At 69.8% G+C, this 25,872-nt stretch carries 28 protein-coding genes and 1 pseudogene; 16 read left to right on the forward strand and 13 right to left on the reverse strand.

Going from position 1 to position 25,872, the window contains the following annotated elements:
• Positions 1 to 78: 78 nt before the first annotated feature.
• Positions 79 to 222 (reverse strand): annotated as a pseudogene (locus ABZS42_RS09160) (hypothetical protein); the annotation flags it as partial.
• A 480-nt stretch (positions 223 to 702) separates the two neighbouring features.
• On the opposite strand from ABZS42_RS09160, the gene ABZS42_RS09165 reads away from it, so the two are divergent.
• Positions 703 to 1,254: a hypothetical protein gene (locus ABZS42_RS09165; protein ID WP_355143415.1), complete on the forward strand. Its 552-nt coding sequence runs from the start codon at positions 703 to 705 to the stop codon at positions 1,252 to 1,254.
• A 308-nt stretch (positions 1,255 to 1,562) separates the two neighbouring features.
• Here ABZS42_RS09165 and ABZS42_RS09170 read toward each other — a convergent pair whose 3' ends face one another.
• Both ABZS42_RS09170 and ABZS42_RS09175 read right to left on the reverse strand, forming a co-directional pair.
• Positions 1,563 to 1,979 (reverse strand): hypothetical protein, encoded by a 417-nt coding sequence (locus ABZS42_RS09170; RefSeq protein WP_355143416.1) that lies wholly within the window; start codon positions 1,977 to 1,979, stop codon positions 1,563 to 1,565.
• Complete coding sequence (locus ABZS42_RS09175) at positions 1,943 to 2,773, reverse strand: hypothetical protein (RefSeq protein ID WP_355143417.1); 831 nt, start codon at positions 2,771 to 2,773, stop codon at positions 1,943 to 1,945. Before ABZS42_RS09175 ends, ABZS42_RS09170 begins: the two co-directional genes overlap by 37 nt.
• Before the next feature lie 17 nt (positions 2,774 to 2,790).
• On the opposite strand from ABZS42_RS09175, the gene ABZS42_RS09180 reads away from it, so the two are divergent.
• Positions 2,791 to 3,105 (forward strand): YrhB domain-containing protein, encoded by a 315-nt coding sequence (locus ABZS42_RS09180; protein ID WP_355143418.1) that lies wholly within the window; start codon positions 2,791 to 2,793, stop codon positions 3,103 to 3,105.
• Between the two features lie 412 nt (positions 3,106 to 3,517).
• Here the strand turns inward: ABZS42_RS09180 and ABZS42_RS09185 are convergent, their stop codons facing one another.
• The gene (locus ABZS42_RS09185; protein WP_355143419.1) at positions 3,518 to 4,054 is read right to left on the reverse strand and encodes a helix-turn-helix domain-containing protein; all 537 of its coding nucleotides are present in this window, start codon (positions 4,052 to 4,054) and stop codon (positions 3,518 to 3,520) included.
• Between the two features lie 68 nt (positions 4,055 to 4,122).
• On the opposite strand from ABZS42_RS09185, the gene ABZS42_RS09190 reads away from it, so the two are divergent.
• A complete protein-coding gene (locus ABZS42_RS09190) occupies positions 4,123 to 4,527 on the forward strand; it encodes a nuclear transport factor 2 family protein (protein WP_355143420.1) in 405 nt (134 codons plus the stop codon).
• A 133-nt stretch (positions 4,528 to 4,660) separates the two neighbouring features.
• Here the strand turns inward: ABZS42_RS09190 and ABZS42_RS09195 are convergent, their stop codons facing one another.
• Positions 4,661 to 5,296, reverse strand: coding sequence for a flavin reductase family protein (locus tag ABZS42_RS09195; RefSeq protein WP_355143421.1), 636 nt, complete (start codon positions 5,294 to 5,296; stop codon positions 4,661 to 4,663).
• Between the two features lie 153 nt (positions 5,297 to 5,449).
• Positions 5,450 to 5,767: a hypothetical protein gene (locus ABZS42_RS09200; protein WP_355143422.1), complete on the reverse strand. Its 318-nt coding sequence runs from the start codon at positions 5,765 to 5,767 to the stop codon at positions 5,450 to 5,452.
• 169 nt (positions 5,768 to 5,936) lie between these two features.
• Here ABZS42_RS09200 and ABZS42_RS09205 point away from each other — a divergent pair, with 169 nt between their 5' ends.
• From ABZS42_RS09205 to ABZS42_RS09215, 3 genes are all read left to right on the forward strand, one after another.
• Positions 5,937 to 6,842: an AraC family transcriptional regulator gene (locus tag ABZS42_RS09205; protein ID WP_355143423.1), complete on the forward strand. Its 906-nt coding sequence runs from the start codon at positions 5,937 to 5,939 to the stop codon at positions 6,840 to 6,842.
• 137 nt (positions 6,843 to 6,979) lie between these two features.
• Positions 6,980 to 7,561: a nitroreductase/quinone reductase family protein gene (locus ABZS42_RS09210; protein ID WP_355143424.1), complete on the forward strand. Its 582-nt coding sequence runs from the start codon at positions 6,980 to 6,982 to the stop codon at positions 7,559 to 7,561.
• Positions 7,562 to 7,703: 142 nt separating this feature from the next.
• Positions 7,704 to 9,122, forward strand: a complete 1,419-nt coding sequence (locus ABZS42_RS09215; RefSeq protein WP_355143425.1) for an aldehyde dehydrogenase family protein — start codon at positions 7,704 to 7,706, stop codon at positions 9,120 to 9,122.
• Positions 9,123 to 9,337: 215 nt separating this feature from the next.
• On the opposite strand, the gene ABZS42_RS09220 is transcribed toward ABZS42_RS09215, so the two are convergent.
• Complete coding sequence (locus tag ABZS42_RS09220) at positions 9,338 to 9,592, reverse strand: hypothetical protein (RefSeq protein WP_355143426.1); 255 nt, start codon at positions 9,590 to 9,592, stop codon at positions 9,338 to 9,340.
• The gene (locus tag ABZS42_RS09225; RefSeq protein WP_355143427.1) at positions 9,589 to 10,311 is read right to left on the reverse strand and encodes a methyltransferase domain-containing protein; all 723 of its coding nucleotides are present in this window, start codon (positions 10,309 to 10,311) and stop codon (positions 9,589 to 9,591) included. The genes ABZS42_RS09220 and ABZS42_RS09225 overlap by 4 nt, the downstream gene beginning before the upstream one ends.
• A gap of 159 nt (positions 10,312 to 10,470) precedes the next feature.
• Between ABZS42_RS09225 and ABZS42_RS09230 the strand changes: the two genes are divergently transcribed.
• Genes ABZS42_RS09230 through ABZS42_RS09240 form a run of 3 tightly spaced genes read left to right on the forward strand, consistent with a single transcriptional unit; the run spans position 10,471 to position 13,044 of the window.
• Positions 10,471 to 11,412, forward strand: coding sequence for an ATP-binding cassette domain-containing protein (locus ABZS42_RS09230; RefSeq protein WP_355143428.1), 942 nt, complete (start codon positions 10,471 to 10,473; stop codon positions 11,410 to 11,412).
• Positions 11,412 to 12,152 (forward strand): ABC transporter permease, encoded by a 741-nt coding sequence (locus ABZS42_RS09235; RefSeq protein ID WP_355143429.1) that lies wholly within the window; start codon positions 11,412 to 11,414, stop codon positions 12,150 to 12,152. Before ABZS42_RS09230 ends, ABZS42_RS09235 begins: the two co-directional genes overlap by 1 nt.
• 55 nt (positions 12,153 to 12,207) lie before the next feature.
• Positions 12,208 to 13,044, forward strand: coding sequence for a DUF4097 family beta strand repeat-containing protein (locus tag ABZS42_RS09240; protein WP_355143430.1), 837 nt, complete (start codon positions 12,208 to 12,210; stop codon positions 13,042 to 13,044).
• Between the two features lie 3 nt (positions 13,045 to 13,047).
• On the opposite strand, the gene ABZS42_RS09245 is transcribed toward ABZS42_RS09240, so the two are convergent.
• On the reverse strand, positions 13,048 to 16,182 hold the full coding sequence (locus ABZS42_RS09245; RefSeq protein ID WP_355143431.1) for a BTAD domain-containing putative transcriptional regulator: 3,135 nt from the start codon (positions 16,180 to 16,182) through the stop codon (positions 13,048 to 13,050).
• Positions 16,183 to 16,473: 291 nt separating this feature from the next.
• Complete coding sequence (locus ABZS42_RS09250) at positions 16,474 to 17,151, reverse strand: alpha/beta hydrolase (protein ID WP_355143432.1); 678 nt, start codon at positions 17,149 to 17,151, stop codon at positions 16,474 to 16,476.
• Positions 17,152 to 17,236: 85 nt separating this feature from the next.
• Here ABZS42_RS09250 and ABZS42_RS09255 point away from each other — a divergent pair, with 85 nt between their 5' ends.
• Entirely contained in the window at positions 17,237 to 17,860 is a 624-nt protein-coding gene (locus ABZS42_RS09255) for a helix-turn-helix domain-containing protein (RefSeq protein ID WP_355143433.1), read from the forward strand.
• Between the two features lie 108 nt (positions 17,861 to 17,968).
• On the opposite strand, the gene ABZS42_RS09260 is transcribed toward ABZS42_RS09255, so the two are convergent.
• Positions 17,969 to 18,469 carry an SRPBCC family protein gene (locus ABZS42_RS09260; protein WP_355143434.1) on the reverse strand — a complete coding sequence of 167 codons (501 nt, stop codon included), beginning with the start codon at positions 18,467 to 18,469 and terminating at the stop codon, positions 17,969 to 17,971.
• A 213-nt stretch (positions 18,470 to 18,682) separates the two neighbouring features.
• Between ABZS42_RS09260 and ABZS42_RS09265 the strand changes: the two genes are divergently transcribed.
• The 3 genes from ABZS42_RS09265 (at position 18,683) to ABZS42_RS09275 (ending at position 21,100) form a co-directional block, all read left to right on the forward strand.
• Positions 18,683 to 19,237: a Uma2 family endonuclease gene (locus ABZS42_RS09265; RefSeq protein WP_355143435.1), complete on the forward strand. Its 555-nt coding sequence runs from the start codon at positions 18,683 to 18,685 to the stop codon at positions 19,235 to 19,237.
• A 556-nt stretch (positions 19,238 to 19,793) separates the two neighbouring features.
• Positions 19,794 to 20,063, forward strand: a complete 270-nt coding sequence (locus tag ABZS42_RS09270; protein ID WP_355143436.1) for a hypothetical protein — start codon at positions 19,794 to 19,796, stop codon at positions 20,061 to 20,063.
• Positions 20,063 to 21,100 carry a hypothetical protein gene (locus ABZS42_RS09275; RefSeq protein ID WP_355143437.1) on the forward strand — a complete coding sequence of 346 codons (1,038 nt, stop codon included), beginning with the start codon at positions 20,063 to 20,065 and terminating at the stop codon, positions 21,098 to 21,100. The genes ABZS42_RS09270 and ABZS42_RS09275 overlap by 1 nt, the downstream gene beginning before the upstream one ends.
• A gap of 58 nt (positions 21,101 to 21,158) precedes the next feature.
• Here ABZS42_RS09275 and ABZS42_RS09280 read toward each other — a convergent pair whose 3' ends face one another.
• Positions 21,159 to 21,857 carry a hypothetical protein gene (locus ABZS42_RS09280; RefSeq protein ID WP_355143438.1) on the reverse strand — a complete coding sequence of 233 codons (699 nt, stop codon included), beginning with the start codon at positions 21,855 to 21,857 and terminating at the stop codon, positions 21,159 to 21,161.
• Complete coding sequence (locus ABZS42_RS09285) at positions 21,854 to 22,384, reverse strand: SigE family RNA polymerase sigma factor (RefSeq protein ID WP_355143439.1); 531 nt, start codon at positions 22,382 to 22,384, stop codon at positions 21,854 to 21,856. The genes ABZS42_RS09280 and ABZS42_RS09285 overlap by 4 nt, the downstream gene beginning before the upstream one ends.
• An 89-nt stretch (positions 22,385 to 22,473) precedes the next feature.
• On the opposite strand from ABZS42_RS09285, the gene ABZS42_RS09290 reads away from it, so the two are divergent.
• The 3 genes from ABZS42_RS09290 (at position 22,474) to ABZS42_RS09300 (ending at position 25,816) form a co-directional block, all read left to right on the forward strand.
• The gene (locus ABZS42_RS09290; protein ID WP_355143440.1) at positions 22,474 to 23,403 is read left to right on the forward strand and encodes an LLM class F420-dependent oxidoreductase; all 930 of its coding nucleotides are present in this window, start codon (positions 22,474 to 22,476) and stop codon (positions 23,401 to 23,403) included.
• A gap of 344 nt (positions 23,404 to 23,747) precedes the next feature.
• Positions 23,748 to 24,473, forward strand: a complete 726-nt coding sequence (locus ABZS42_RS09295) for a hypothetical protein (protein WP_355143441.1) — start codon at positions 23,748 to 23,750, stop codon at positions 24,471 to 24,473.
• 104 nt (positions 24,474 to 24,577) lie between these two features.
• Positions 24,578 to 25,816, forward strand: coding sequence for an FAD-binding protein (locus tag ABZS42_RS09300; RefSeq protein ID WP_355143515.1), 1,239 nt, complete (start codon positions 24,578 to 24,580; stop codon positions 25,814 to 25,816).
• Positions 25,817 to 25,872: the final 56 nt, after the last annotated feature.

Consider the following 25,872-nt stretch of genomic DNA (forward strand, 5'->3'; position numbering starts at 1 on the left):
CAGCGAGAACACCCGGTGAGCTTGCCGAACGGTGGACGGCGCAAGACCGGCCTGCCTCATGCAGCGCACCCACTCGCCAACGTCGGCGTGCGTGACTGCCGAAAGCGGGACGCGTTCCCACACCGGGAGCACCTGCCGCCGCAGGAGACTACGGTACCGCTGGCGAGTCGACGGCTTGAGCTGCACCTGATTGGCGAACCACCGAGCAGCCCAGTCGCCCACGGTGACCCGCGCTAGAGCCGGATCGACCCACTCACCGCGGGCGAGTGCCGTCTTACGCTATGCCGTTCGCGGTGGAAGGACGCAAGGCGATCGGGCGGGTCATTGAGTTTCAGTGGGAGGGCCAACGGTCAGAGTTGAAGCACGGGCCGTACACCGCCACGGTTGAGGGATTGGTGCTCGCGCAGCGGTTCGGGCGTCGTCGGCGGCGTCCACTGCTCTCTTTCACACTAAACACACAGCTGTGGACAGCCGGCCCGACAAGGGTTCTGCCGAGGTCAAATGACCCCGAATATCATGCCGCCATCGAGGCTGAAACCGCGTGATCCAGCCGTCGAAGTGGCGCACCTCGATGAAGCGGCGGGCCACCAGCGAGACCAGGTTCGGCCCCAGGACCGCAGCCACCGGCTGCCGTGACGCGCCTCAGCCCACCGGATGTGTCTAGTCCCACCACATGCTTGACGAATACGTCCCAACAGATGCTTGACAGTCGACCTTGGTCTGCGACGAGACTTCGCAGGGCACGAAGACTGGGAGGGTGCCCTGATCTCGACGGAGCTGGAACTCTTCGCGGACTACTACCAGGTCCACCTGTTCGATGACGGGTCCGTAACCGATCTTGGGGACGCCTGGACCGATGAGGCGGTGCTCGACAACCTTGCCGTCGACACGGACGCCATGGCGGTCGGCACCGCCGTCAACGTCAACGTGGCCGTGACGGTGGAGGTGCTTGAGGCAGCGCCAGAAGACGACAGCGCGGAGTTCGACCACGTCGTGGAGGCAAGCCTGCAAGTTTCCTCGGGCCGACTCGTCGTCATGGGCTGCACCGACTACGAGCCGGAGGCCGCACGGTTCGGGATAGCGGCGGGACCGGTTCGCGTACGAGCCGTGAGAAGCAACCTGGCCGAAGCAGAACGTCTCGGCATTGATTCCGACGACGATCCGGCGACCATGGAGCGACTTCGACTGCAGGTATGGCCTGCCCCGCATACTGACCCGGTTGTCATCAAGCGCTGGAAGCCGCTGGCGGCTTAGCTCACCTACCGACCAACGCTGCCCACGGCGATCATGTCAAGCGTCTGGTGGGACGCAGGTGTAAAGCATCAGCCGGGACACGACATCAGCCCACCGGATGACGTTGCCGAATTGCGCTCTATCAGATCAAGGCGGCCCGCAAGCGGGCCGCGCCGGCCCGGCCCCGGCCGGCTGGCGACCTCCGGCCGGCATCGGCCGGGCCGGCCGGCCACGCTGACGAACGACAAGACTCTGAAGACCTCGGGGCTCCGCCCCGAACCCCGGCCCTCCTCAGAGATCCGCCTCAGCGCTCGCTCATCTACAGCGCCTCAGCTGGTGACGCCCCTTCCTCGATGCCATGCTTCAGCGAGGGCGGCGGCGGGGTACGGGGTCGTCTTCGGACCGCCAACAATCGCGGCGTAGAAGCCGTTCATCAGCTCGGCGACGGCGGCATGAAGTCGCAGGAACCGGGCGGCCGAACTTGGAAACCGCCCCTCCTGAAGGTCGCCGACGGCAGCGGCTCGGATGACGGTGTCGCGGTCCTCGGCCGGACATAGCGCGTGCACGAACGAGTTGACCAGGTACTTCACCACGTCGTACCGGTCAAAGTGCCGATGGCTATCGAGGAATTCCCGCTCGGACTCGGACAGGGCGAAGCGGGAATGTAGGGCCAGTCCGAAATCGGAGAAGTACAGACGCCCACCGTCAGTCAGGATGTTGCGGGGATGCGCATCGAAATGCACCATCCCCTGCAACCGCATTCCCTCGACACCCTCTTGCCAGGCCGTCGCCGCCATCTCGACGGCATACTCTGCGGCGGAGCCCCCTGTCGGAGGCGCTCGACGAGCCAGTCGCTCCACGTCTGCGGCACGAACTCGAGGAAGAGCACCAGACTCGCGGTAGACGCCGCCAGTTCGTGGAGACGCCTGGCGACGGCCGGTGAGTCCGCCCAGTACCGCACAGCCTTGTCGATGTCGTCTGGGGGGACGCGCGGAGTCGGCGCCACCGGGAGCTCCCGCCAGTGGTACATCAGTGGAAAGCTCTCGCACCTGCCGCCGAGGACCCACGCGTTCGCGAGCCGGTGGGAAGCCCACTCCCGCCAGGCCCCGAATCCCGTGGAGCCCACGCCGTAGTGGTAGAACGCGGGAAGGTCGAAGACGTTCGCGGTGGACATTCGATGCTCCGGGAGCTGCTCCCGGTCAGTCAATGGCACGCACTTCACGAAGACAGGGACGCCACGAACTTCGAGACGTGCGGTGGTGCCGCCGATCCCTGTGGTGAGCGGAGTGGCGGCGTCGAGCAACTCGACCAAACTGTCCTCATCGAGCGAGGACAACTCAGAAGAAACAAGTCGGTGGTCCGCGACACGCACGGACGGAGACACCACGCCGGCAACCCTAGCCGTCCGCGTTGTTGATGCCATCGCTGGCTTGATGTCGACGCCTACCCCGGCTTCATGAACCGCTGAGCTTCGCGGGTCAACGATGGTCAGCTCCTGGACGTCGCAGCCGGTACGACGGCGCAGGTTAAACCAGGTCACTGCCGTGCGATTTCCGGGTGATCACGGAGCAGGAGGCAAGAAGGGCGGCCGAAGCTGTGCTGCAGGACATGTCCTCGGTGCCCGGTATGCCCTCGCTTGCGATCATGAACGTGGAGGAGCGCCAGGCCTGCTGGATCGTGTACTACCAGTCTGTGCGGTACATCGAGACAGGTTCATTCCTCGACTCCTTGGTCGGCAACGCGCCGATTCTTGTGGATCGGCAAACGGGGCAGCGCCACCAGACAGGCACGGCTCAGCCGATCGACTACTACGTCGCCGAGTATGTCGGCGGCCGGCACACGTGCGCACTCTGCACGACTGCCCAGCCGTAGGCGCGGTCCGCATCTAGTCTGCAAGAGGTCGACGGACAGCGGGGGAGCAGTGAGAGATGTCGAGAGCCGTTTCCGCTGCTAGCAGCCCAACCGCCCATCTCGCCGGGTCGCTCGTCTTGATCTCATAATCCCTCGGTGGCGGGTTCGAGTCCCGCCCGCCCCACCAGCCGTTCTCTCTGGTCAGGCATGCTGCCGACGGCCCGGACGAACCCCGGCGACGGAAGTTGTTGTTTCGCAACACCTCGCCGGCGACGTGAACACCAGCCCGTCACCGGCACGGCCGGCGAGCTGGGCGGCCACCGGTTCGACCAGGAACCGGGGGAGCGGCACCGACCAGCGCTGGTGCGTACCGAACACCGCCCGCCCGTTGATCGGTGCCTGCCAGGGCACGCCTGATCCACGGAGCTGGCGGTCAGTCGCGCTTCAGACCGGCGAAGATGACCGCGAGCGTACGTGCTTGCAGCTGCTTGTCCCATCCACCGTGCAGGGCGCCCTGGCACATGCTGGCAAGGAGCGCCATCACCTCGGGTAGCCGTACCGTGTGGGCCACGGCTCCGGCTGCCTGGGCTTGTTTCAGCAGCCTGCCCACCGCTTCCTTCAAGTGACCTAGCGCGTCCGGAAGCCGGATGTCCACCCCGGACCCGGCGAGCAGGTCGGCGACGGTCTTCTTCGCCGCGGCCAGCGCCACCAGGTGCGTGAAGAACCCGAAGAGGTCACGTTTTCCGGCCTCCTCGACAAGCTGCGCGAGCAGTCGCTTCATGATCGCGGCGAGCAGGTCGTCCTTGGTGGGGAAGTGACGGAAGACAGTGCCGATGGCAACGCCGGCCCTCCGGGCCACCTCCTCGGTGGAGGCACGGGTGCCGAACTCGGCGAAGACCGCCTCGGCGGCGTCCAGGATGCGTGCCCGGTTGCGCTGCGCGTCGGCCCGCAGCGGTGACCCCTCTACCAAAGTGAGTCTCCACTCATTATTCTCGGGGCGTACAAGTCGAGTCAGGACTCATTATCCAGGAGGACGACATGACACCAAGCGAGATCTTCGACAGCATGCGCGCCCGGTGGCTCGCGAACCTGTCCACCTACGAGGCAGACTTGCTCGCCGACGACGTGGTGATCGAGACACCGTTCGCCGCCCCCGGCCGCCCTACGCGTACCCAGGGAAAGCAACGGGTCCTTGAGTACACGCAAGCGGGCCGGGCGGTGTTCCCGGTCCGGTTCGACGACTGCCGCAACGTAGTCGTACACGAGACCGCTGACCCCGAGGTGATCGTGGTCGAATACGAACTGGTCGGCACACACCTGGCGACCGGGGTAACCGCCTCGGCGCCGTTCATCGGGGTGCTGCGGACCCGGGACGGCAAACTGGCCCACTGGCGCGAGTATCAGCACACCCTCGCCATCGCACAGGCCGTCGGTCAGGCATAGGCAAGGGTCAAGATCGGTCTGCCCATGGGGATGAGCGGACCAGCCGGTAGCCCCCGTTGCAGACCACCGACTCTTGGCGGCCGCCATTGATGCTCGTGCGGCGAGACGCTCCACCCCGGCCACATCCGGGGCCCTACCGTTCGCCTGCCATCCCGGCCACCGGCGTCTCCGATCGGAAGGTGTGTCCGAGTTCAGTGCCGAGGCCGAAGTAGTGCCGGAAGTTGTAGATCAGCGGGCGCCACGCGGTGGGGGCGACGTGATCCGTGCCGGGCACGACGATGGCGGGATCTGCGTGTACGCGAAGCACGTGCGCCTCGACGATCAGGAAGTCGCCGTGCAGGTCGGGGTTGATCCGTACGGCCCGCGCCTCCAGTTGGAGTGGGCACTCTGCGACCCTCGGCGGTCGTACCAGCTCGGCCGGCTCTGGACGCAGCCCGGCGGCGGCGAACTTCGCCGGCTCGTATTGGAACGCGCCCCGCTTGTGGTCCGGAACCGGGTCGCGGCCCGTGAGCGGGGCGAGCCGCTCCACCGCCGGCCACTGCTCCGCGCTCGGCAGGTTGATCACGAGGTCAGGCCGCTCGCGCAGGTTGCGGGCGGTCTGCCCCTCCGACCCGAGGCCGAGCACCACGACCTGGCCGAGCGCCCAGGCCGACGACATGGGCGCGAGGTTGCTCGTCCCATCCTCGTTTTCGGTGCTCAACAGCACTACGGGCGTACCGAAGTAAAGGATCTTGGGCTGGATGGTCAGGTGACCGGTTGTCCGGATCATGCCGGGATCGTATGGGCGGGACGATTCGGTGCGCGGCGAACAGTCCCTGAGACGGGCCCGTATCCGGTCCGCAAAAGGCCCACGGGCGGCGGGGGAGCGATGAGCGATGCCGAAAGCGTCGCCGCCAGACGGCCATGCGCGGCACCCGGCCACTCAGGGCTTGGGCACCACCCGGACGATGCTGCCGCCGCTCGTCGTGTTGTCGTCGCCGGCCACGGATGTGACGAGGTTGTAGTAGCCCGGCTCGGCCTCGGGGCCGATCGCAATGGTGCTGACGGGGCGTTCGTCGGGCGTGCCGGACGGTCGAACCGGTGCGGCCGTGAAGGTGACCAGCCCTGGCGCGTCCGGGGTGGCTTCTGTCGCGGCCTTGATGTCGCCTACGGTGGCGAACGGACCCGTCAGGCGTGCCGTCAGCTCGACTTGCGGTGGGGCTCCGCCCGGCTCATCCGGGGCCTCGACGATCCAGCGCACTGTCAGGGTCTGGCCGGGCTGGTACGGCCTGTCGACGTCCTGGGCCTCGCAGCAGGTGTAGGTCGCCGTTCCGTCCGTCGCACGTTGCACGTTGCACGTAACTCTCTGATCCTTGCACGATCCTTTCGCCGCAGGGCGGCCGGCGCGGGTCCTGTGCTGCACTGGTGACATGCCCGCAGACGAGCTTGTTGAACTGCTGCAACGGCATGCGCGTCCGGATTTGACCACTGCCATCGATGGTGTCCGGATCTGTAGGGCCGACCATACGGTTCTGCCGGGATCCTCGATGTCCGGTACGGTGCTGGCGGTCGTCGCCCAGGGCACCAAGCGTCTGGCAGTGGGAGACCGTGTCTACGAGTACGGCCCCGGTCAGTATCTCGTCGCATCGGTCGACCTTCCGGTGACAGGACAATTCGTCGATGCCGTTCCGGGCCGTCCCGCACTCGCTTTCGGGATGACGCTGGATCCCGCCGCCATCGCGGAACTGCTGTTGCAGGCCGGGCCGGGCGATCTACCGAGGGCACCTGGCGCCGTACGGCCGGGAATCGCGGTCACCGACGCGCCGGACGAACTGCTCGACGCGATCGTGCGGCTACTGCGTCTGCTCGACCTGCCAGGGGACCGGAGAGTACTGGTACCGCTGGCGAAGCGGGAGATCCTCTGGCGGTTGATGACCGGCGAACAGGGTGACATCGTCCGCCAGATCGGGCTGGCTGACAGCAGCCTGGCGCATGTCAGACGTGCCGTGCAGTGGATCCGGGAGAACTACAACCGGCCGTTCCGGGTGGAGGAAGTGGCACGGCTTTCGGGGATGAGCGTGCCCGCCTTCCACCGGAACTTCCAGGCGGTAACGGGGATGGCCCCCATCCAGTTCCAGAAGAAGCTTCGGCTGCAGGCGGCGAGGTTGCTGCTGGCGAGCCGTCCGCATGACGTCACCGGTGTCGGTCACCGGGTCGGATACGACAATCCGTCCCAGTTCAGCCGGGAGTATCGGCGCCAGTTCGGTGCTCCGCCCAGCGTTGACGCGGCCCGTATGCGTGGTGGAGCGGCACCCGCCCCTGCGGCACTGCCCTGACAGTCGCCTCGGCGAAGAGGATTATGCAACCACGCAAGACGATTGCGCTAGCCCCGTGGTAGCGGCGTTGCTTGTATTGGAGATGCCGGAACGCGCTACGGATTCCGGAACCACCGTCACGAAGAAAGAGGCGAGTGATGACGGCCGAGTACCGATCGGGCGACGCTCGCCGACCGCTCAAAGGGGGAGAACGTGAAGCATCGAAAGCTGCGGCAGCCAGGAATCAGGAACGGCCACCTGCCTCTTGGCGAAGCGCGATCGAGTCGACCATGACCGTGGACGACGCCGTTGTCCGCGCCCTCAGTATCGGGCCGGATTCTTCCCGGGACGAGCGCACGATCGAGATCACGACATTGGGACGACGCAGCGGTATACCCCGCCGCAACGAGATCTGGTTGCACCGCGTCGACGGCCGCTGGTACCTGACCGGCATGCCTGTTCCCCGCAGCTGGTACGCGAACCTGCGAGCCCATCCGCGGTTCATGGTTCATCTGAAGCACGGGGTCAAGGCCGACCTGCCCGCCACCGCAGTGCCGGTCGACGAGCAGACACGGCGGCGGGTGATCACCGCGGTGCTCGAGCTGCAGAACCGCCCCGACATCGCGGCGCGGGTCGGCCAGCGCCAGAGCTTCGACGTGTGGTTCGCGCACAGCCCGCTGGTCGAGGTCGTCTTCGACGACGAGCAGTTGCGAGCGGCATCTTCGGCGCGGCCCGAATAGACGCCGCCTGGGCCTGGCCTTCTTTCCGCGCGGGCCGGAAGTCTCGGTGCGCTCCTTGTCGCGCAATGTCCGCCGCAAAACACAAACCACCCCGCCGGTCAACTGGGTCCGGCGGCGAACAGCCATGGAGAAAACAATTACCATGCTGAACAACGTAATCAGCAGGATCTACATCGACGGTGAATTCGTAACCCCGCACGGCACGGAACTGTTCGATCTGCACAATCCCGCCACCGGGCAGGTGATCGGGCAGGTCCAGCTCGCCGACGAGGTGGACGCCGAGGCGGCTGTCGCAGCCGCGAAGCGGGCGCTGCCCGCGTGGTCCGCGACTTCGCGAGAAGAGCGGATCGACGCGCTGCGCCGACTCCACGACGCGGTCGCCGCGCGACTGGAGGACATCCGGGAAGCCGTCGTGCTGGAGTACGGCGGGCCGGTGCGCAACTCGTTCCTGGTCGACGGGATCCTCGGTGCGTTCGCCCACATGATCAAGACGCTGGAGGACTTCGAGTTCACCCGGCAGGTCGGCAACGCCGTCGTCGAGATGGCGCCGATCGGCGTCGCCGGCCTGATCAGCCCGTGGAACTCCGACGCCTTCTTCATCGCCGACAAGCTCGCGACCGCGTTGGCCGCCGGCTGCACCGCCGTCATCAAGCCGAGCGAGATGAGCGCGACCCAGACCCAGGTCATGACCGAGGCACTACACGCGGCCGGACTGCCCAAGGGCGTGTTCAACATCGTCACCGGGCGTGGCGACGTCGTCGGGACCACCATCAACCGGCACCCCGACATCGCCAAGATCTCCTTCACCGGCTCCACCGAAGTCGGCAGGACCATCATGCGTGAGGCCTCCGGCACGCTGAAGAGCCTGACACTCGAACTCGGCGGCAAGTCGCCGTCGATCATCCTCGACGACGCCAACCTCGAGGAGGCCGTGGCCGGCGCGCTCGGGGTCGGATTCGTCAACAGCGGGCAGGCGTGCACCGCCGGCACCCGCATCCTCGTACCGGAGAACCAACTGGAGGACGTCGTCGCGCTCATCACGAAGAAGGTGGCGAGCGACTACCCCGTCGGCGACCCGCGCGACCCGGCTACCGCCGTCGGCCCGATGGTCAGCCAGCGGCAGTGGGACCGTGTCCAGTCCTACATCCACCGAGGTGTCGAGGAAGGCGCTCGGGTCGTCGTGGGCGGACCGGGCCGACCCGACGAACTTCCCGACGGGTACTACGTGCGACCGACGGTCTTCGCCGACGTCACCAACGACATGACGATCGCGCGCGAGGAGATCTTCGGACCGGTCCTGTCGGTGATCACCTACCGCGACGAGGACCACGCCGTCGAGATCGCCAACGACACCACCTACGGCCTGCACGCCTACGTGTTCTCCGGCGATCCCGCACGAGCACGCCGCATCGCGTCCCGGCTGGAGGCGGGCCGGGTGTCGGTCAACGGCGGTTACGAACCGGTGTCCCCGTTCGGAGGGTTCAAGCAGTCGGGCCTCGGCCGCGAATACGGCAGCTTCGGTCTTGAGGGCTTCCTGGAGCCACGGTCCGTAATGCTGTGACAGCACGGCCGGGCCCCGTAGCTGGTATGCGTACGAGTGCGTCCGCAACTCGTGGCGTGTCCAGCCCGGGGTCCGGCCGCGGTCAGTGGCGGCCGGCTCCACGCCGTCAGGGCCGTCCACGGCGACGTGCTCACGCGTGGTCGTTTTCAGCAAGGCAGCCGGCCGCACTACAGGCGGGGCCGGACGGCCCACGACTGCCCGACGAGGACATCGATCTACGATTCAGCACCCAGACCCAGCGTGTCCGGCAGGCTGCGGATGAAGGCAGCCCGGCCGGGCTCCGCCGCCGCAATACGTTCCAGCGCCTCGCGAAACTGCTGGCGTTCGTCGGGATCCAGCTGGCCGAGCAGGTACGCGATCTCTTCGAGCGTGGTCAAGGCACCGCGCTGGCTGTCCCCAGCCGACTCTACGAACTCGACCAGGATCGCCGTCGCCGCGACGAGGGCTCTGGCAAGGTGGTCGACGATCACGGCCCGCCCTTCGGTTTGCGCGCGAGGACGAGCTGGAATCCAGGGCTGCCGTCCCGGCGTCGACCCATTGCGGTCATCGGGACGGCGCGTACGGCGAAGCCGGCCGCGGTGAGGTCGTCGCGAATCGCGGGCAGCGGGCTGGTGCGGTAGTACATGACGAACGGCGGGCGCCAGACGGCATTCCGGACGCGCATGGCCAGGTCGAACCCGAGCACGGCCCAGTGCGAGAACGAGAGCGGGGACGGCGGTGCGCCGATCGGGAAGGCGAGTAGCCCGCCGGGCCGTAGCGCGCGGTACATCCCGTCGAAGAGCGCGGGGCGTTCGGCGGGCAGGAAGTGCCCGAGCGCGCCGAAGGTGACTACGAGGTCGAAGTCCCCGGCGAACGGCAGGGCGCGGGCGTCGGCGCGTACCCAGGTGGCTTCCGGGTGTGTGTGCCGTGCCTGCGCGAGCATGCCGGAGCTGAAGTCGACCCCCGTGATCTGCCCCCGGCACAGCGGCTCGAGGACGAGCATTCCCGCTCCGGTACCGCAGCAGACGTCCAGGCCCCGGTCGAACGGCCCGAGCGCGGACAGCGCTTCGACGGTGGCGCCGAGGATGCTCTCCGGCGTGCGGAAGGGCGTGTGGTCGAACTTCGGCGCCAGCAGGTCGTAGCCGCGCTCGACCGAGGAGAGCGCCTGGACACACAGTTCACGCAGTGACGGGCCGTGGGGCGAGAACATCGACCGAGGCTACCCGCCGGACGGCCCCCCTGTCGGCCGGCTGCGATTTCCACCGGACGAAGGCGTCCAGCAGGCTCCGTCGAGCGGCCGGCCACCGTGTCAGCGGCCGTGTCAGGAGCGTGTCAGGGGCGTGGCGGCCCGGACGCCGATGGTGGTCGCATGACGAGTTCAGCGATCACGGCCTCCGGGCTGCGGAAGGCGTACAAGGACAAGGTCGTTCTCGACGGCATCGACCTCGACGTCGCGGAGGGCACGATCTTCTCCCTGCTCGGCCCGAACGGGGCGGGCAAGACGACGACGGTCAACGTGCTGACCACGTTGACGAAGGCCGACGGCGGCACGGTACGCGTCGCCGGCCATGACGTGGCGACCGAGACCCGGGCCGTACGCGCGGCCATCGGGGTCACCGGCCAGTTCGCGGCGGTGGACGAGCTGCTGACGGGCCAGGAGAACCTGCAGTTGATGGCGGATCTCAAGCGGTTGGGCGCGGGCGAGGGTAAGCGGGTCGTCACCGACCTGCTGGAGCGGTTCGACCTGACGGAGTCGGCGCGGAAGATGGCGTCGACCTACTCCGGTGGTATGCGCCGGAAGCTCGATCTGGCGATGACCCTGGTCGGCGGGCCCCGGGTCATCTTCCTCGACGAGCCGACGACAGGCCTCGACCCGCGTAGCCGCCGGACGATGTGGGACATCATCCGTCAGTTGGTGGCCGAGGGCGTCACCATCTTCCTCACCACCCAGTACCTGGAGGAAGCCGACCGGCTCGCGGACCGGATCGCGGTGCTCGATCAGGGCAGGCTGGTCGCCCAGGGCACTCCCGCCGAGCTCAAACGCCAGATCCCCGGCGGCCACGTCCGGCTCCGGTTCGCGGGCGGCCTCGAACTGGACGCCGCGGCGCGGATCCTGCCCGACTCCACCCGCGACGACGAGGACCTGATCCTGCGGGTGCCCAGCGACGGCGGAGCGAGTTCGCTGCGTGCCCTGCTCGCCCGACTCGACGAACTCTCCATCGAGGTCGAGGAGTTCTCGGTGCACACGCCGGACCTCGACGACGTCTTCCTCGCCCTGACCGGCCGTACCAACGCGAAGGTGAACGCATAATGCGCTACGCGACGACCATGCTGGGTCGCAACTTCAAGCACACGCTCCGCAATCCGGTAGCGGTCTTCAACGCGGTCCTGTTCCCGATCGTCCTCCTGCTGATGTTCGTCTACGTCATCGGCGGCGCCTTCGACATCCCCGGCAACTACGTCGACTACGCGACTCCGGGCATGATCGTGTTGACGATCTGCTACGGGTTGAGCGCCACCGCGCTGGCCGTGAACTCCGACATGACGAAGGGGATCATCAACCGGTTCAAGGTGATGGACATCCCGCGCAGCGCCGTACTGAGCGCTCATGTCGCCGAAAGCATGCTCCGCACCGTGATCGCCATCGCCGCCCTCGTCGGCGTGGCCGTGGCGATGGGATTCCGGCCGGCGGCGAGTCCCCTCGAGTGGCTCGGCGCGATCGGTTTCCTGGTGCTGGTCTCCTTCGCGACCACCTGGCTCACCGTCGCCCTGGGGCTGTCCGCCAAGACCCCCGAATCGGCGGGGATGGTCTCCGTACCACTGATCATGCTGCCCTTCCTGAGCAGCGCGATCGTGCCGGCCGAGACGATGGGACCCGGTGTGCGGCAGTTCGCCGAGTACCAGCCCTTCACGCCGATCATCGAAACGGTGCGCGGGCTGCTGGCCGGCGAACCCGCCACCGACAGCGCGATCGTCGCCGTCATCTGGTGCGTCGGGATCGCCCTGGTCGGCTACCTGTGGTCGCTCTCCACCTTCCAGAAGCGCGCCTGACCGACCGGCGCGAACACCCCCGCGAACAGCCCACGTACGAGCAAGAGGAGAAGCCATGCCTACCTTCGCCACACCAGCGCCCGTCGCCGCCGTCGTGGAAGTCGCCGGTGCCCAGGTACGGGTCGTCGCGAGCGACCGGACCGACACCGTGGTGCTGATCGAGCCGATCGACGCGGCCAGCAGGAAGGACATCAAGGTCGCCGAGCGGACCACTGTCGACCTCTCGGACGGGAAGCTGTCGGTCAAGACGACAGTCTCCGGGGACCGGGCCGGTTCGGTCGCCATCACGATCGACCTGCCCACCGGTTCGGGCCTGGCCGCCTACCTGGCGCATTCGGACGTCCACGCCGACGGCGCGCTGGGCGCGTGCGACCTGCACATGGCATCGGGTCGGGCCCGCCTGGACCACGTCGAGGCGTGGCAGGCGAACATCGCCTCCGGTGAGGTCGAGATCGGCCACGTCGCCGGGCGGGCCGAGGTCGACGGCGGGGCGTTCACGCTGCGGATCGGCGACGTCGAGGGCACGATGCGGCTCTCCAACTCGGGCGGGCGGGTCTGGATCGGCCACGCTCACGCCGACCTTGATCTCAGTAGTGCCAGCTGCGACTTCGACGTCGACCACGCCCACGGCAGCGTCACCGCCGGAACGGCCAGCGGCGCCATCCGGATCGGCCGGATGACGAGCGGTACGGCGAAGCTGACGAACGGCTCGGGAGACATCGAGGTCGGCATCGCCGAGGGCGTTAGCGCCCACCTCGACGTCAAAAGCGAACGAGGTGCGGTGCGCGACTCGGTCTCCGCCCAGGGGAACCCCGACCCTGCGGACACCGAGGTCTCGGTTCACGCCCGCACGCGGCACGGTGACGTCGTCATCCGGCGCACGGCACGTTGACCGTCACAGGGCGAGCGCGACCTCGACCAGCGGGGCCGCGCTCGCCTGCGTACCTTCCCGCGTCACCTCGGCGAACCGTGCTTCGCCGAGGTGACGCCGCGCGTCCCGTTCGATCCGGCCTGCGTCGGGGTGGGCACGATCCGGCAGGCCGCGCAGAGCGACGCTGGCTGCCAGCAGTCGCGCCGCCTGCTCGTACCGGTCGTGCCGGAGTGCCAGATCCGCGACGCCGACGAGTATCTGGGCGGTCAGGAACGGGTGTCCCGCCTCGGACGCCGCCTGCCAGGCCGCCATGCGGTGCGAACGAGCCTCACGGAGGTCGTCGGCCAGGTAGCCGAGCAGGTCGTGGATGCTCGCGCGGATCTGCGCCTGCTCCGCGTCGTCACCCAGGACGGCGGTCGCGATGCCGAGCTGATGGCGTGCCTCCGCGGCGTCACCGCCCCAGCGTGCGAGTTCCGCCTTGGCGAGCGCCAGCTCGACCAGCGCATGCGGCCAGGTGACCCCTTCGGCGTGCCGCTCGGCCTCGGCGATGGCTGCCGCGCTGGAGTCCCGATCGCCGTCCCGCCAGTACAGCAGGGCCTGCTGCGTCCGTAGCCGGATGACATCCTCGACGGCCCCGACCTCGGTGACGACCGTGATCGCCTGTTCGCAGTAGTCACACGCGCCGGCGAACTCACCGCGCAGCGCGAGTTGGCCCGCCAGCTCGGACAGGGCCAAGGAGACGCCGAACCGTTCACCGAGCGTCCGGAACTCGGCGAGCGCCAGCTCCAGATTGGCCTCCGCCTCCCGGCCGCCCCGGCCGAGCATGATCCGCATCTTGCCTGCCTGCCAACGGGCCAGGGCGCGAACCCAGGGGTCTTCGCTGTCCAGCAACGACTCGAACGCGGACACTGCGGTGTCCGGCGCCCGCAGCAAGCGTTCCAACGCAGTGACCAACCCCAGCAGCGGGTTGCGGTGCCGGCCCTGCTGACTGAACCGGTACGCCTTGTGGATCCATTCGGCGCCCTGGTGCTCGTCTCCCCGCCCGGAGGTCACGAAGAGCACCACCATCCCGTAGGTCATGGCCCGGACGTCGTCGGTCACCTCACCCGGGATGCCGGTGGCCGCGATCATCAGCTCGAGGCCTTCGGCCCGGCGTCCGCCGAGCCACCAGTACCAGCCGGTGGCCGCCGCGAGCCGCATCGCCGACTGTGCGTGGCCGGCCGCGATCGCCCGCCGCAGCGCGGCACTGATGTTGTCGTGTTCGGCTGCGAGCGTGGCGAGCCAGACCAGTTGCTCAGCGCGGCGCAGATGCGGCTCCGCGGTCTCGGCGAGCTCGGTGAAGTAGGCGAGATGCGCCTGCCGAGCCACATCCGATTCGCCTGCTTCGTCGAGCCGATCGGTGGCGTACTCCTTGATCGTGCCGAGCATCCGGTAGCGCGGGGCGCCGTCACCCTCGGTCACCAGCAGCGACTTCTCTGCCAGCGAGGTGACCAGCTCCAGCACCTGATCCTGCTCGACGATGTCGCCGGCGCAGACCCGCTCGGCGGCCTCCAGGCTCGCGCCGCCGGAGAACACCGACAGCCGGCGCAGGACCGCCCGCTCGGCGTCGGTGAGTAACTCCCAACTCCAGTCGACCACCGCGCGCAGCGTCTTGTGTCGAGGCAGAGCGGTGCGGCTGCCGCTGGTCAGTAGCCGGAAACGGTCGTCGAGCCGGTTGGCGAGTTGCTCGATGGTCATGGTGCGCAACCGGGCTGCGGCCAGCTCGATGGCCAGCGGCATCCCGTCCAGTGCCCGGCAGACACGCGCCATCGTCGACAACGTGTGCTCGTCGTCGCCGAGGTCCCGGCGTACGGCGCCCGCCCGGTCGCACAGCAGGCGGACGGCGGGCGAGGATGCGATCCCGGCGAGGCCGGCGTCGGTTGGCACGGCCAGCGGCTCGACCAGCCAAAGCGCTTCACCGGTGATGCCGAGCGGTTCCCTGCTCGTCGCCAGGATCCGCAGCCGGCGGCATTCCCCGAGCATCCGGTCGGCGAACCGCGCTGCCGCTTCGATCACGTGCTCACAGTTGTCCAGGATCAGCAGCGCCGCCCGCTCGCGGATCGCGGCGACGAGACCGTCCGTCAGGTCGGCGCTCGGACCCGCGCCGAGCAGGGTGTCCCGGAGGCCGAGCCCGGTGAGCGTCGCCTGCGCGATGTCGCCGTCGGCGCCGATGGCGGCGAGTTCCACCAACCAGACCCCGTCCGGCAGCTCGTCGATGAGTGTGCGTGCGGTCTCCGTGGCCAGCCTGGTCTTGCCCGAACCGCCGGGCCCGATCAGGGTGGTCAGCCGGTGCTCCGCGACGAGTTCGCGGACGGCAGCGACATCGGTGTCCCGGCCGACGAAGCTGGTCAGCTCGGCACGCACGTTGGTCTTCCGGTGCTCTTCCCGCCGTCCCAGTTCGCCCCGCAGGATCGCGACGTGCAGTGCCGACAGCTCGGGTGAGGGGTCGACGCCCAGCGCGTCGGAGAGCGCCTCTCTCGTGCGTTCGTAGGTGAGCAGGGCCTCGGAGTCACGGCCGGCTGCCACCAGGGCCCGCATCAGCGCGGCGACCAGCGGCTCCCGGAGCGGATGCGCGGCCACCGCGTCGGTCAGTTCCCCGACCATCTCCGCGCCGTGGCCGAGACTGACCTCCGCGGCGAAGCGATCTTCCATCGCGGTCACGCGCAGCCCCTCGAGCCGCGTCACCGCCGCGTCGAACGTCTCGCTGTCGTCCAACCCGACATCCTGCAGGGCGGCACCGCGCCACAGGCCGAGAGCTTCGCGCAACAGCCGAACCCGCTCGTGCCCCTCCTCCTGGCGAGCCCGGCCCAGGAGGCGCTCGAACCGGAGGGCGTCTACAGCGTCGGGTTCCACCGCCAAGCGGTAGCCGCCCGCATGCCCCTCGATCACGCCGCCCGGCAGGGCCTTGCGCAACCGGGAGGCCAGGCGTTGCAGGGCGTTCGCCGCGTCGGCCGGTGGGTTCTTACCCCAGATCCAGTCGACGAGCATCGACTTCGGGACCGTGCGGCCCGGTTCGAGGGCGAGGGCGATCAGCAGTGCGCGCAACCGGGCGCCCGGCACGTCGGCCGTGGTGCCGTCGTTGGTGCGAACCTCGAATGATCCAAGCATCCCGACCTGCACCGGCTGATCCTTCCACGGCGATCCGCTCTCGCCGGAGCCGGAGGCTCGTCCCGGTGCCGCCTCGATGCTTCAGTTGCGACCGTTTGTTCAGGACGGTACGTCGCCCCGGATCCGCACTCGCGCTGTCCAGATGGAGCATCGCAGCGTGATGCCGTCCGCCGTCTCCTCGCCTGACGAGGAGACGGCCCTCACCACGGACGGTGTGGCGGGGGACTGACCCGCTGAGCGGGTAGCCCCGGGTGTCGGGCCTGCCCCTGTTCAGGGCGGACCCGACGACCGATGACCATTCGGTCAGTTCTTGGCGATCTCGTCGAGGATCGCGGCCAGTTCGGCAGGGCGAGACAGGTGGGGGGAGTGGCTGGTGGGGATCCGGTGGACGGAGTTGGTGCGGGGAGCCATCCGCTCCTGCAGCTCGACCGGGAGCGAGGCGTCGTTCTCGCTGAGCACGTAGGTCGACGGGACGGTGTGCCACGCGGCTCGGGTCGCACGGTCGGCCCACGGCTGGAGGCGTTGGTCGACGAGCTGGTTGATGGCCAGGTCGGCCACCGCCTTGGGGACGTCGGCGTAGAGCTGGGCCCGCGGGTCCGAGCCGATCGGGAACAGGCCCTCCGACGAGTCGGGGTCGGGCATGCCGTGCAGGGTGAACATCGACTCGTTGACGTCGGGAACGTAGGCGGCCAGGTAGACGAGGTGCCGGACGTTGGGCAGGCCCCCGACACCCTCGGTGGCCGGGATGCCGCCGTACGAGTGGGCGACGACGACGACCGGGCCGCCGATGGCCTCGATCGCGGCACGGATCGCGGCGGCATCGTCCTGCAGGCCGCCGCGCGGGTCGGGGCCGGTGGTGGGCAGCTTCACCGCGCGGCTGGCGTAGCCGAGGGCATCCAGTTCCCCGCGTAGCAGGTCAAAGGTGGACGGGAGGTGCCAGGCGCCCGGAACAAGGACGAATGTGGGCCGCGTAGAGGTCATGATGCTTCTCTCCCCGAGATGTCGGACAGGTCGTCGAGACATGATGTCTTGCATCCAGGGTAGGGCTCGCATCTAAAATCGCGATATGGCCTCTGTCACCCGCCGTACCTCGCCCGGGCCAAACCGCCGCGCCGCCGCGGACGCCAAGATCCTGGAGGCGACCGAGCGGCTGCTGGCCGGCGGCGCGAGCTTCACCGAGCTTGGTGTGCAGCGCATCGCGGCCGAGGCCGGCGTCGTCCGCTCGACCTTCTACCTGCACTTCCGCGACAAGACGGAGCTGCTGCTGAGGCTCATCGACACGCTCGCGGACGGCGCCTTCAACCTGATCGGATCGGCCCCGCCCGCGGCCGGTCGGGAGGGCCTGGTCGCGGCCATGGTGCGGGACATGCGTTACTACCGGGAACGGCGGCACCTGCTGGCCGCGGTGCTGGAGGTGTCCGGTTACGACACGGTGGTGCGTGAGTTCTGGAACAACCAGTTGCAGCGCTTCACCGACCTGGCCGAGACGTGGCTGCGCAGCGAGCAGGAGGCCGGCCACACCGCACTCGACCTGGAGCCGGCAACCGCGGCCCGGGTGTTCACCTGGGGCGGGTTCCAGGTGCTGGCCAACCACGTCCTGACCGGCCCCGAGGAGCAGGACGAGATCGTGGCGCGGGAGATCGCCCTGCTCGAGTGGTACGGCGCCTTCCGCCGGCCGGCCCAGGACTGAGCCGCGCTCGGTGCATCAGCGAGCTGGGGGCGTGGCTGGCCACGCGGGGGTGACCGGCGGCGTTCGCGTCGTTCCGGGTCGGTCGTGGGGCCCTGCCGCAGGCGGGTGCTACGCGGCCGTGCCGAACTTGCCCCTGACCGCGTGGTCGGTGTCCGTCACCTCGCCCGTCTCCAAGAGCTGTTTCAACCGGTGCAGGTTGGCTGCCACCTCGGCGGCAGGAGGCTTGCCGATCAGGACAAGGGCCGCGTGGCCGAGCCTGCCCAACGGCGTCTCCAGCACCTCGCGCACCTCCGTGCGGGCCGGACCGACCTCGGCGAACCGCACCGTCCAGCGGGCTCGCAGACCGGGCGGTCCCGTCGTCTCGTAGCGGATCAGCTCGCCCGTACGCTCCTCGGTCAGCCGGATCGCGGATTTCAGCTCGATACCGAGCGGGCCCACTATCGTCCACCGGAACGTCGCGGGGTCGACCTGTTCGATCGCCCTGACGTCCCCCAGGAACCGGGGGAGGTTCTCGAAGTCGCGGTAGAAGTCGTAGACGTCCGCGACCGAGCGCTCGATGGTCACGCTCCCCTCGGCCGCGTGCGCCCCGGGACGAGACGGGTTGCTCATGGCTGCCTCCGACAGATTCGTTCGGCTCAGTCCCAGGGTGAGACGTGCATCGGCCCGCTTCCTGGCCGCCGGCGTTGCCGGTCAGGTACGGCGGGCAGCCCGCCCCGCGGCGCTTGCCCGCGTACCTGAGCGCTAAACCATGACGCGGAGCGGCTACGCAACTGCGTAGTTGCTTCGGCGGACGCGGCGATGAAGCTGCCTAGAATGGCGACCATGAGCGCTGAGGCTGTCGGCATGCACATGCCCGCCGTCGTGACGCTCGACGACCTGGCGGCGATGAACGCCGCCGATCCGAACGGCCATCGCTACGAGACCAGCCCCGAGGGGGTTCTGTCGGTCATGCCGCCGCCGGACTCGGAACACGCCATGATCGCCAGTCGCCTCCTCGCCTGGCTCGTCGTGGCGGGTTGGCCGGCCGAGCAGGTGCTCCAGGCCGTCGGTGTCCGTATCCCCGGGGCGAGCGGCGTCGGCGGTCGGATCCCCGATCTCAGCGTCTGGCGCAAGCCACCGGCGCGTGCCGTCTGGTCGCCCGCCGACGATCTCACTCTGGTGATCGAGATCGTCTCGCCCGGCTCGGAGGCGATCGACTCGGTGACGAAGGTCCGCGAGTGCGCCTCGGCGGGGATCCCCCAGTACTGGGTGGTCGACCGGGACGGCGCACAGACGGTGACCCTGCACCGGCTCGGCCCGCGGGCCGCGTACGAGGAACGCGCTCGGATGCCCCTCGCGTGGCTGTTGCAGACCACGCCGGCCGAACACCTCGACTGACGCGTCCACGACCCCGACTTTCGGCGTTCGAGAGGTGCTGTCCGATAGCTGACAGGACACCCGGGGTGTTCACGTCGCACTGTTGTAGCAGGTGAGAGGCGTATGGATGGCGGGCCACATCCGATTCCTCCGGCCCGGCGGCGACAGCAGCGTCCCGCCGGCGCCGTGATCACCGGGTCCGGCCCCGCCGCCGCGGCGGTTCCGGCGTAGCGCAGCGCCGGCCCGTACGCATCGGCGAGATCGCGTCCGGTCGACACCCGTCCCGGGCGTCCGGGACCGCCATCCGACATCGACGTCCCCACCCTCGCCGCCGTACGTCCGGCGCGCCGGCGTCCGCTCGACGCGAACCGACCTACCGCGACCCGAGACCGGCGCAGCGCCGCGGCACGGCTCGACGCGCGATCACGCCGACCCCCACGACGGGGTGTGCGTACCCGGGGAACCCACGCCGGAGCACCGACGCGCCCGGCGGCCCCGGTCGTTGCCGCAACCGACGACAGCCCGCCCGCACCGGCCAGGAGCCGGTCCGGTGCTGAACAAGGAAGGAGGGGCCGGCATGGCCGCTCCCACCGCGTCCGCTTCCCTCAACGCGTCGACCTACTCGACGGGTGAGCAGATGAACCTCACCGTCACCTACGGCGACGCCGACACCAGACCACTGACCGTCACGATCGTGGTCACCGACGCGCAGGGCAACAGCAGCGCTCCGGTACGCGTCGCCGCGGTCATCGACCCGCTCACCGTCACCGTCGCCGACGACTCCGGCCGCAGCTGGACGCGGCTGTCGGACAACGGCGCGGTGGCCGTCTACCGGGCGGTGGCGTGATGCCCAAGGTCACAGTCACGGTGCGCGATTCCGGCGGCCGTACCGCCATCGCCACCGCCAGCTACCTCATCGCCGCACCGGTGCTCGGCGGTTACTACCTCTCCGGCGGCGCCGACCCGACGGCCGACATCGCGGGCGGCAACTTCCGTTCGCTGACGCAGTACCGCAGCTTCGCCGACGGATACATCTTCCCCGGGTACCAGCGGCCGTGGCTGACCACACTCGGCAAATCGGGTATCAAGATCAACATGGTGCTGGAGCTGAAGCACTACGGGGCGCCGAACGCCGGACCGCAGACCTTCACCGTGGACGGAACGTCCTACACCGTCCCGGCGCCCGCGATGACCATCCAGCAGCGTCCGGGAACGACCTGGCCCAAGGCGTACGGGTACGGCCAGGTGCTCGCCGGGCAGTGCGACGGCCTCTTCGCCCGAGCCCTGTCCCAGTACCGAACGCTGGGATTTCCGGTGAACATCCAGCTCGCCTCCGAGTTGGACACCGATCACGAGTTCGGCACCAGTGAGGCGGGCAAGGCCTACAACTGGGCCGAGTCGGACGCCCGCGCGGTCCAGGCGGTGACATACATCGTGAACTGGTTCAAGGCGCGGTCACTCCCGGCGGGCAGCACGTTCTCCGTCGGGCTCGGCGGCTTCGACCGGGCCTGCTACCAGCGCACCCACCCCGAGTCACTGATGGCGCGCCTCGACTACCTGCAGTGGAACGTGTACGCGACCAGCCCCACCCACACCGCCCTCGACCGCTTCCGGCGTACGAAGGACTGGGCCGTCGCCGACCTCGGCCCGGTCGCGCTCTCCCGACCGGTGATCATCGCCGAGTGGGGTGTGCGGGTGGCCGAGATCCCGAACCAGGCCGCCTGGATCGCCACCGTGCCGGCCGCGATCGCCAAGCTCAACGCCGAGCGGGGACCGCGGATCGTGCGGACGAACTACTTCAACTCCGGCTGGGGCACACTCTCCCCGAAGGCGACCGGCCTGTCGGCGCTGAAGGCCGCCTACGCCACCCGTCCGTACGTCTGAGCCGGAGCCGGCGGCGCCGGGCGGACCGGCCGGGCGCCGCCACGGCTCGCCGTCGTCGTCAGCGGGGTGGATTGCCCTGTGCCCGGTAGAACCGGTCGAAGGTGCCGAACACGCGGAAGTCCAGTCCGCGGCCACGGTCGCCCGCGACCGCGACCCGGCAGTTCTCGTCGGTCCAGACGGTCACCGGCTCCCGGTCCGGGTAGCGCAGTACGAACACCGTCTCGGCGGACACCCACTTCGCCGTGCAGAGCAGGCCGTCGTCGGCCGGCGGGCGCGGGCGACCGTCAGGGCCGGTCTGCGTCGGGGGGAGCGCGTTGAGCAGCTGGACGATCTGGTCGACCCCGATGGTGAGCACCCGCGGATCGATCCGCTCCCCGACCGGCGACCCGCTGCCTCGTGGCACCTGACAGGCGGTCACCTCGATGGCGCCCGCCGGCACCAGCGGCTCGCCGTCGTCGTAGCGCACCGCCTCCAGCTCGGGGCGTTGCCCGAGATCGGCCGGGCAGGAGGCGTCGCCCACCGGTCCACCGGTGGCGACCGCCGCCGGCCTGGGGACGCGCGGATGGCCGGCGACCAGTTGGGGCACCCCGGCCGCCAGCGCCACGGCGAGGACCAGCACCGCCGCCGAGCCGGTGGCGAGCCGCCGGCGGCGTCGGCGTACCCGGGCGCCGACCGCGGCCAGCCGGTCCGGCGGGGACTTCAACGGCGGTACGGCGTCGGCGAGCATCCGCCGGACATCGGTGTCGTCACGACTCATGGCACGACCTCCTCTTTCGTGAAGAGCCGCAGGTCCGGGTCGGTACGGAGGCGGCGCAGCGCACGCGAGGACTGGACCTTGACGGTGTCGGCCGAACAGCCGAGCACCTCCGCGGTGCGCTCTACGGACAGGTCTTCGGCGTACCGCAGCACCACGATCGCCCGCTGCTGTCGGGTGAGCCGGGCCAGCGCGCGGCGCACCGCGTCCCGGTCGGCCGACTCGCCGGCCAGGTCGCCCGGGCCGCCGCCCTCCGGGGTCCGCGCTGCGGGAATCTCGCCCCGCCACCGGCGTCGCCACCAGGAGGCGTACGTGGTGAACAGCGCCCGACGCAGGTACGCCTCGGGATGCCCGCCCCGGGCGATCCGGGGCCAGCGACGCCAAGCGGTGGCGAGCACGGTCTGCAACAGGTCCTCGGCCCGTCCGGCGTCCCCGGTCAGCAACCAGGCCGAACGCAGCAGAGCGCCGGAGCGGGCCGCCACGAACTCGGCGAACCCCTCCGGTGACGGCGGATGCCGGCTTTCGGTCATGCGTACCTCCCCCGGACAAACGCGGTGGCCGGGCCCGGAGGTTAACGGGGTGACACGATCGCCGCCGTTCGGCTCCATATGCTCCGGGTATGGAACTGCGGATCTTCACCGAACCCCAGCAGGGCGCCAGCTACGACCAGCTGCTCGCCGTGGCCCGCTGCACCGAGGACGCCGGCTACGGCGCGTTCTTCCGCTCCGACCACTACCTCATGATGGGCGACGCCAGCGGTGAGCCCGGCCCCACCGACGCGTGGACCACGCTGGCCGGCCTCGCCCGGGACACCAGCCGGATCCGGCTCGGCACGCTGATGACCGCCGCCACCTTCCGGCTTCCCGGGCCGCTGGCGATCACCGTGGCGCAGGTCGACCAGATGAGCGGCGGTCGGGTCGAGCTGGGCATCGGCACCGGCTGGTTCGCCGAGGAACACACCGCGTACGGCATCCCGTTCCCGCCCCTGGCCGAGCGGTTCGACCGGCTGGAGGAGCAGCTAGCGGTCATCACCGGCCTCTGGAGCACGCCGCGCGGCGAGAGGTTCAGCTACGACGGGCGCTACTACCCGGTGGCCGACTCGCCCGCGTTGCCGAAGCCGGTGCAGGCGCCGCGTCCGCCGATCCTGATCGGCGGCATGGGCAAGAAGCGGACCCCGCAGCTCACCGCCCGGTACGCCGACGAGTTCAACCTGCCCTTCGTCTCGGTGGCGGACTCGGCGGCCCAGTTCGACCGGGTACGGGCGGCGTGCGCCGAGATCGGGCGTGACCCGGCCCAGCTGTGCTGGTCGAACGCGCTGGTGCTCTGCTGCGGGCGCGACGACGCCGAGGTGGCCCGCCGGGCCGAGGCGATCGGCCGGGATCCCGAGGAGCTGCGCGCCAACGGTCTGGCCGGTACGCCCGCCGAGATCGTCGACAAGATCGGCCGGTACGCCGAGGTCGGCGCCCAGCGGATCTACCTCCAGGTGCTCGACCTCGCCGACCTCGACCACATCGAGCTGGTCGCGGCCGAGGTGATGCCGAAGATCTGACGACCGTCCCGTGGGTCGCCCCGCCGGTCGTCCCGGCGGGGCGGGGGCGCGGGTGTCGGCACCGGTGTGGGCGCGGGCGGGGGAGCCGGCGTCGGGCGCGGCCCGGGCGACGAGGCGTCCGGGCCGCCGCCGCTGACGTCGTGCGTCGTCGGCCGGGACACGCCGCCGCCTGGGACGGGATCGAGGTGACTGTTCATGGGCGTAGGGTTCCCCTCGGCGCCGGTGCCAATCGTGGCTGAATGACCGGTGCCCACCGGTTCCGGGCTGTCGGAGGATGCGCACACCGACGAGCGCAGTCAGAACGGGGGCAGGAAGTGGAACTACGGCGGATCCGTGGATCACTCGTGCTACCCGTGGTCTGCGTGCTGGGCGGTGTGGCCCTGCTGGTGGTGCCCAGAGAGGGCGCCCTGCTGCGCAACCTCGTCGCCGTCGGCGCCGTCGCTCTGGGCGGTCTGGCCCTGCTCGGCGCGTTCCGGCCGTTCCGGTTCGGCATCGGCCCCGAGGGGCTGACCGTACGGCGACCCGGGCTGCGTCGGATGATCAGGTGGGCGGAGATCGACGCGCTCGTGCTCGACGAACCGCCGCCCGTCGAGGGCACTCCCGCCTCGCCCCGCCTGCTGGCGGTGCCCGCCCCCGGCCACCCGCTCGGCCTGCCGGAGAACGCCCGGCACCCGTTGGACGGCCGCGCCGCGGTGGAGCTGCTCGACCTGGGCCAGGTGCGGGAGAAGCCCGAGGAGGTGTCCGCCGCGCTCACCCGGTACGCCGGTGGTCGCTTCACCGACGCGCTGGCGTGCCGCCGTGCCGCCTTCGCCGTCGAAGACTTCACGATCGGGTTGCGTGGCTACCGGACCGACCGGGTCGACGAGCTCATCCGGCGGGGCCAGGAGGCGCTGGCCTGGGGTGGGGTGCCGGAACGGGAGTCCGCCCGCGCCGAGATCGAACGCGGCCGGGCGGGCGGGCTGACGGTCGCCATGCGCGGCTACAGCACGTTTCAGGTCGACGAGGCGCTGCTCGCGCTCAGCACCGCCCTAGCCGAGAACCGTTCGACCGATCGGGAGACCACCTCGTGACCACCGCCGACGAACTGACCAACGCCGCCGTACCCGGCGGGCCGACCGGATCGCCCGGCAGGTCGGGGTCGGACGACTCCGGGCCGACCGGCGCCGGTGCCGACGTGCCCCGCCGCAACTGGGCCGGGAACGTGCGTTACTCGGCGCGCCGGTTCCACCGGCCGACCAGCGTCGACCAGTTGCGTCGGCTGGTGGCCGCCGCCGAGCGGGTCCGCGTGGCCGGCACCGGGCACTCCTTCAACCGGCTCGGCGACACCGAAGGCGACCTGGTGAGCCTTTCCGGGCTGTCGCCGGAGATCACCATCGACCGGGATCGTCGGCAGGTCACGGTCGCCGCCGCACTGCGGTACGGCGACGTGGCCACCCGACTGCACGCCGAGGGGTACGCGCTGGCCAATCTCGCCTCGCTGCCGCACATCTCGGTCGCCGGGGCGATCGCCACCGGCACCCACGGCTCCGGCGAGGCCAACGGCAACCTGGGCACGTCGGTCGCCGCGCTGGAACTCGTCACCGCCGACGGCGACCTGCTCCGGGTCGACCGGGAAACCGGCGGAGACACCTTCGCGGGCATGGTCGTCGGCCTCGGCGCGCTGGGCATCGTCACCCGGGTCACCCTCGACCTGCTACCCACCTTCGAGGTGCGCCAGTACGTCCAGCTGGACCTGGCGCGCGAGCACGTCGACGCGGCGCTCGGCTCGGCGTACAGCGTCAGCCTCTTCACCGACTGGCGAACGCCGCGGCTCAACCAGGTGTGGCGCAAACAGCGGGTCGACGAGGCGGCACCGCCGCCCGGCTGGCTCGGTACGACGGCGGCCCACCTGCCGCAGCACCCGGTGCCCGGCATGCCGGCGCAGAACTGCACGCCGCAGCTGGGTGTGCCCGGGCCGTGGCACGAGCGGCTGCCGCACTTCCAGCTCGGCTTCACCCCGAGCAGCGGCGACGAGTTGCAGTCGGAGTATCACCTGCCCCGCGCCGCGGCGGCGGAGGCGCTCGCCGCGCTCGACCCGATCGCGCACCTGATCGCGCCGGTGCTGCAGATCTGCGAACTGCGTACGGTGGCGGCCGACCAGCTCTGGCTCAGCCCGAACCACGACCGGGACAGCCTCGCCGTGCACTTCACCTGGGTCGACGACCCCGCCGTGGTGCTGCCCGTGGTGGCCGCCGTCGAGGAGCGGCTCGCACCGTTTCAGCCGCGACCGCACTGGGGCAAGGTCTTCGCGATCGACCCGGCCGAGGTGGCCGCCGCCTACCCGCGGTACAGGGACTTCGCCGCCCTGCTGGCCCGTCTGGACCCGCGTGGGGTGTTCCGCACCGAGCTGCTCGACAGGTATTTCCCGCGCTGACCGTGGAGTCCGGTGTTCGCCGTGTCCGGTTGGTCCCGCTCCTGGGCTTCCTGGGT

Source organism: Micromonospora sp. NPDC005367 (assembly GCF_040606825.1).
GTDB lineage: Bacteria > Actinomycetota > Actinomycetes > Mycobacteriales > Micromonosporaceae > Micromonospora.

Excerpts from the sequence above, each read along its gene's own strand:
- ABZS42_RS09170 (WP_355143416.1), bottom strand. The coding sequence starts at position 1,979 with ATGGTGCATTTCGATGCGCATCCCCGCAACATCCTGACTGACGGTGGG.
- ABZS42_RS09190 (WP_355143420.1), top strand. The coding sequence starts at position 4,123 with ATGACACCAAGCGAGATCTTCGACAGCATGCGCGCCCGGTGGCTCGCG.
- ABZS42_RS09195 (WP_355143421.1), bottom strand. The coding sequence starts at position 5,296 with ATGATCCGGACAACCGGTCACCTGACCATCCAGCCCAAGATCCTTTAC.
- ABZS42_RS09205 (WP_355143423.1), top strand. The coding sequence starts at position 5,937 with ATGCCCGCAGACGAGCTTGTTGAACTGCTGCAACGGCATGCGCGTCCG.
- ABZS42_RS09210 (WP_355143424.1), top strand. The coding sequence starts at position 6,980 with ATGACGGCCGAGTACCGATCGGGCGACGCTCGCCGACCGCTCAAAGGG.
- ABZS42_RS09215 (WP_355143425.1), top strand. The coding sequence starts at position 7,704 with ATGCTGAACAACGTAATCAGCAGGATCTACATCGACGGTGAATTCGTA.
- ABZS42_RS09225 (WP_355143427.1), bottom strand. The coding sequence starts at position 10,311 with ATGTTCTCGCCCCACGGCCCGTCACTGCGTGAACTGTGTGTCCAGGCG.
- ABZS42_RS09230 (WP_355143428.1), top strand. The coding sequence starts at position 10,471 with ATGACGAGTTCAGCGATCACGGCCTCCGGGCTGCGGAAGGCGTACAAG.
- ABZS42_RS09235 (WP_355143429.1), top strand. The coding sequence starts at position 11,412 with ATGCGCTACGCGACGACCATGCTGGGTCGCAACTTCAAGCACACGCTC.
- ABZS42_RS09240 (WP_355143430.1), top strand. The coding sequence starts at position 12,208 with ATGCCTACCTTCGCCACACCAGCGCCCGTCGCCGCCGTCGTGGAAGTC.
- ABZS42_RS09250 (WP_355143432.1), bottom strand. The coding sequence starts at position 17,151 with ATGACCTCTACGCGGCCCACATTCGTCCTTGTTCCGGGCGCCTGGCAC.
- ABZS42_RS09255 (WP_355143433.1), top strand. The coding sequence starts at position 17,237 with ATGGCCTCTGTCACCCGCCGTACCTCGCCCGGGCCAAACCGCCGCGCC.
- ABZS42_RS09260 (WP_355143434.1), bottom strand. The coding sequence starts at position 18,469 with ATGAGCAACCCGTCTCGTCCCGGGGCGCACGCGGCCGAGGGGAGCGTG.
- ABZS42_RS09265 (WP_355143435.1), top strand. The coding sequence starts at position 18,683 with ATGAGCGCTGAGGCTGTCGGCATGCACATGCCCGCCGTCGTGACGCTC.
- ABZS42_RS09270 (WP_355143436.1), top strand. The coding sequence starts at position 19,794 with ATGGCCGCTCCCACCGCGTCCGCTTCCCTCAACGCGTCGACCTACTCG.
- ABZS42_RS09275 (WP_355143437.1), top strand. The coding sequence starts at position 20,063 with ATGCCCAAGGTCACAGTCACGGTGCGCGATTCCGGCGGCCGTACCGCC.
- ABZS42_RS09280 (WP_355143438.1), bottom strand. The coding sequence starts at position 21,857 with ATGAGTCGTGACGACACCGATGTCCGGCGGATGCTCGCCGACGCCGTA.
- ABZS42_RS09285 (WP_355143439.1), bottom strand. The coding sequence starts at position 22,384 with ATGACCGAAAGCCGGCATCCGCCGTCACCGGAGGGGTTCGCCGAGTTC.
- ABZS42_RS09290 (WP_355143440.1), top strand. The coding sequence starts at position 22,474 with ATGGAACTGCGGATCTTCACCGAACCCCAGCAGGGCGCCAGCTACGAC.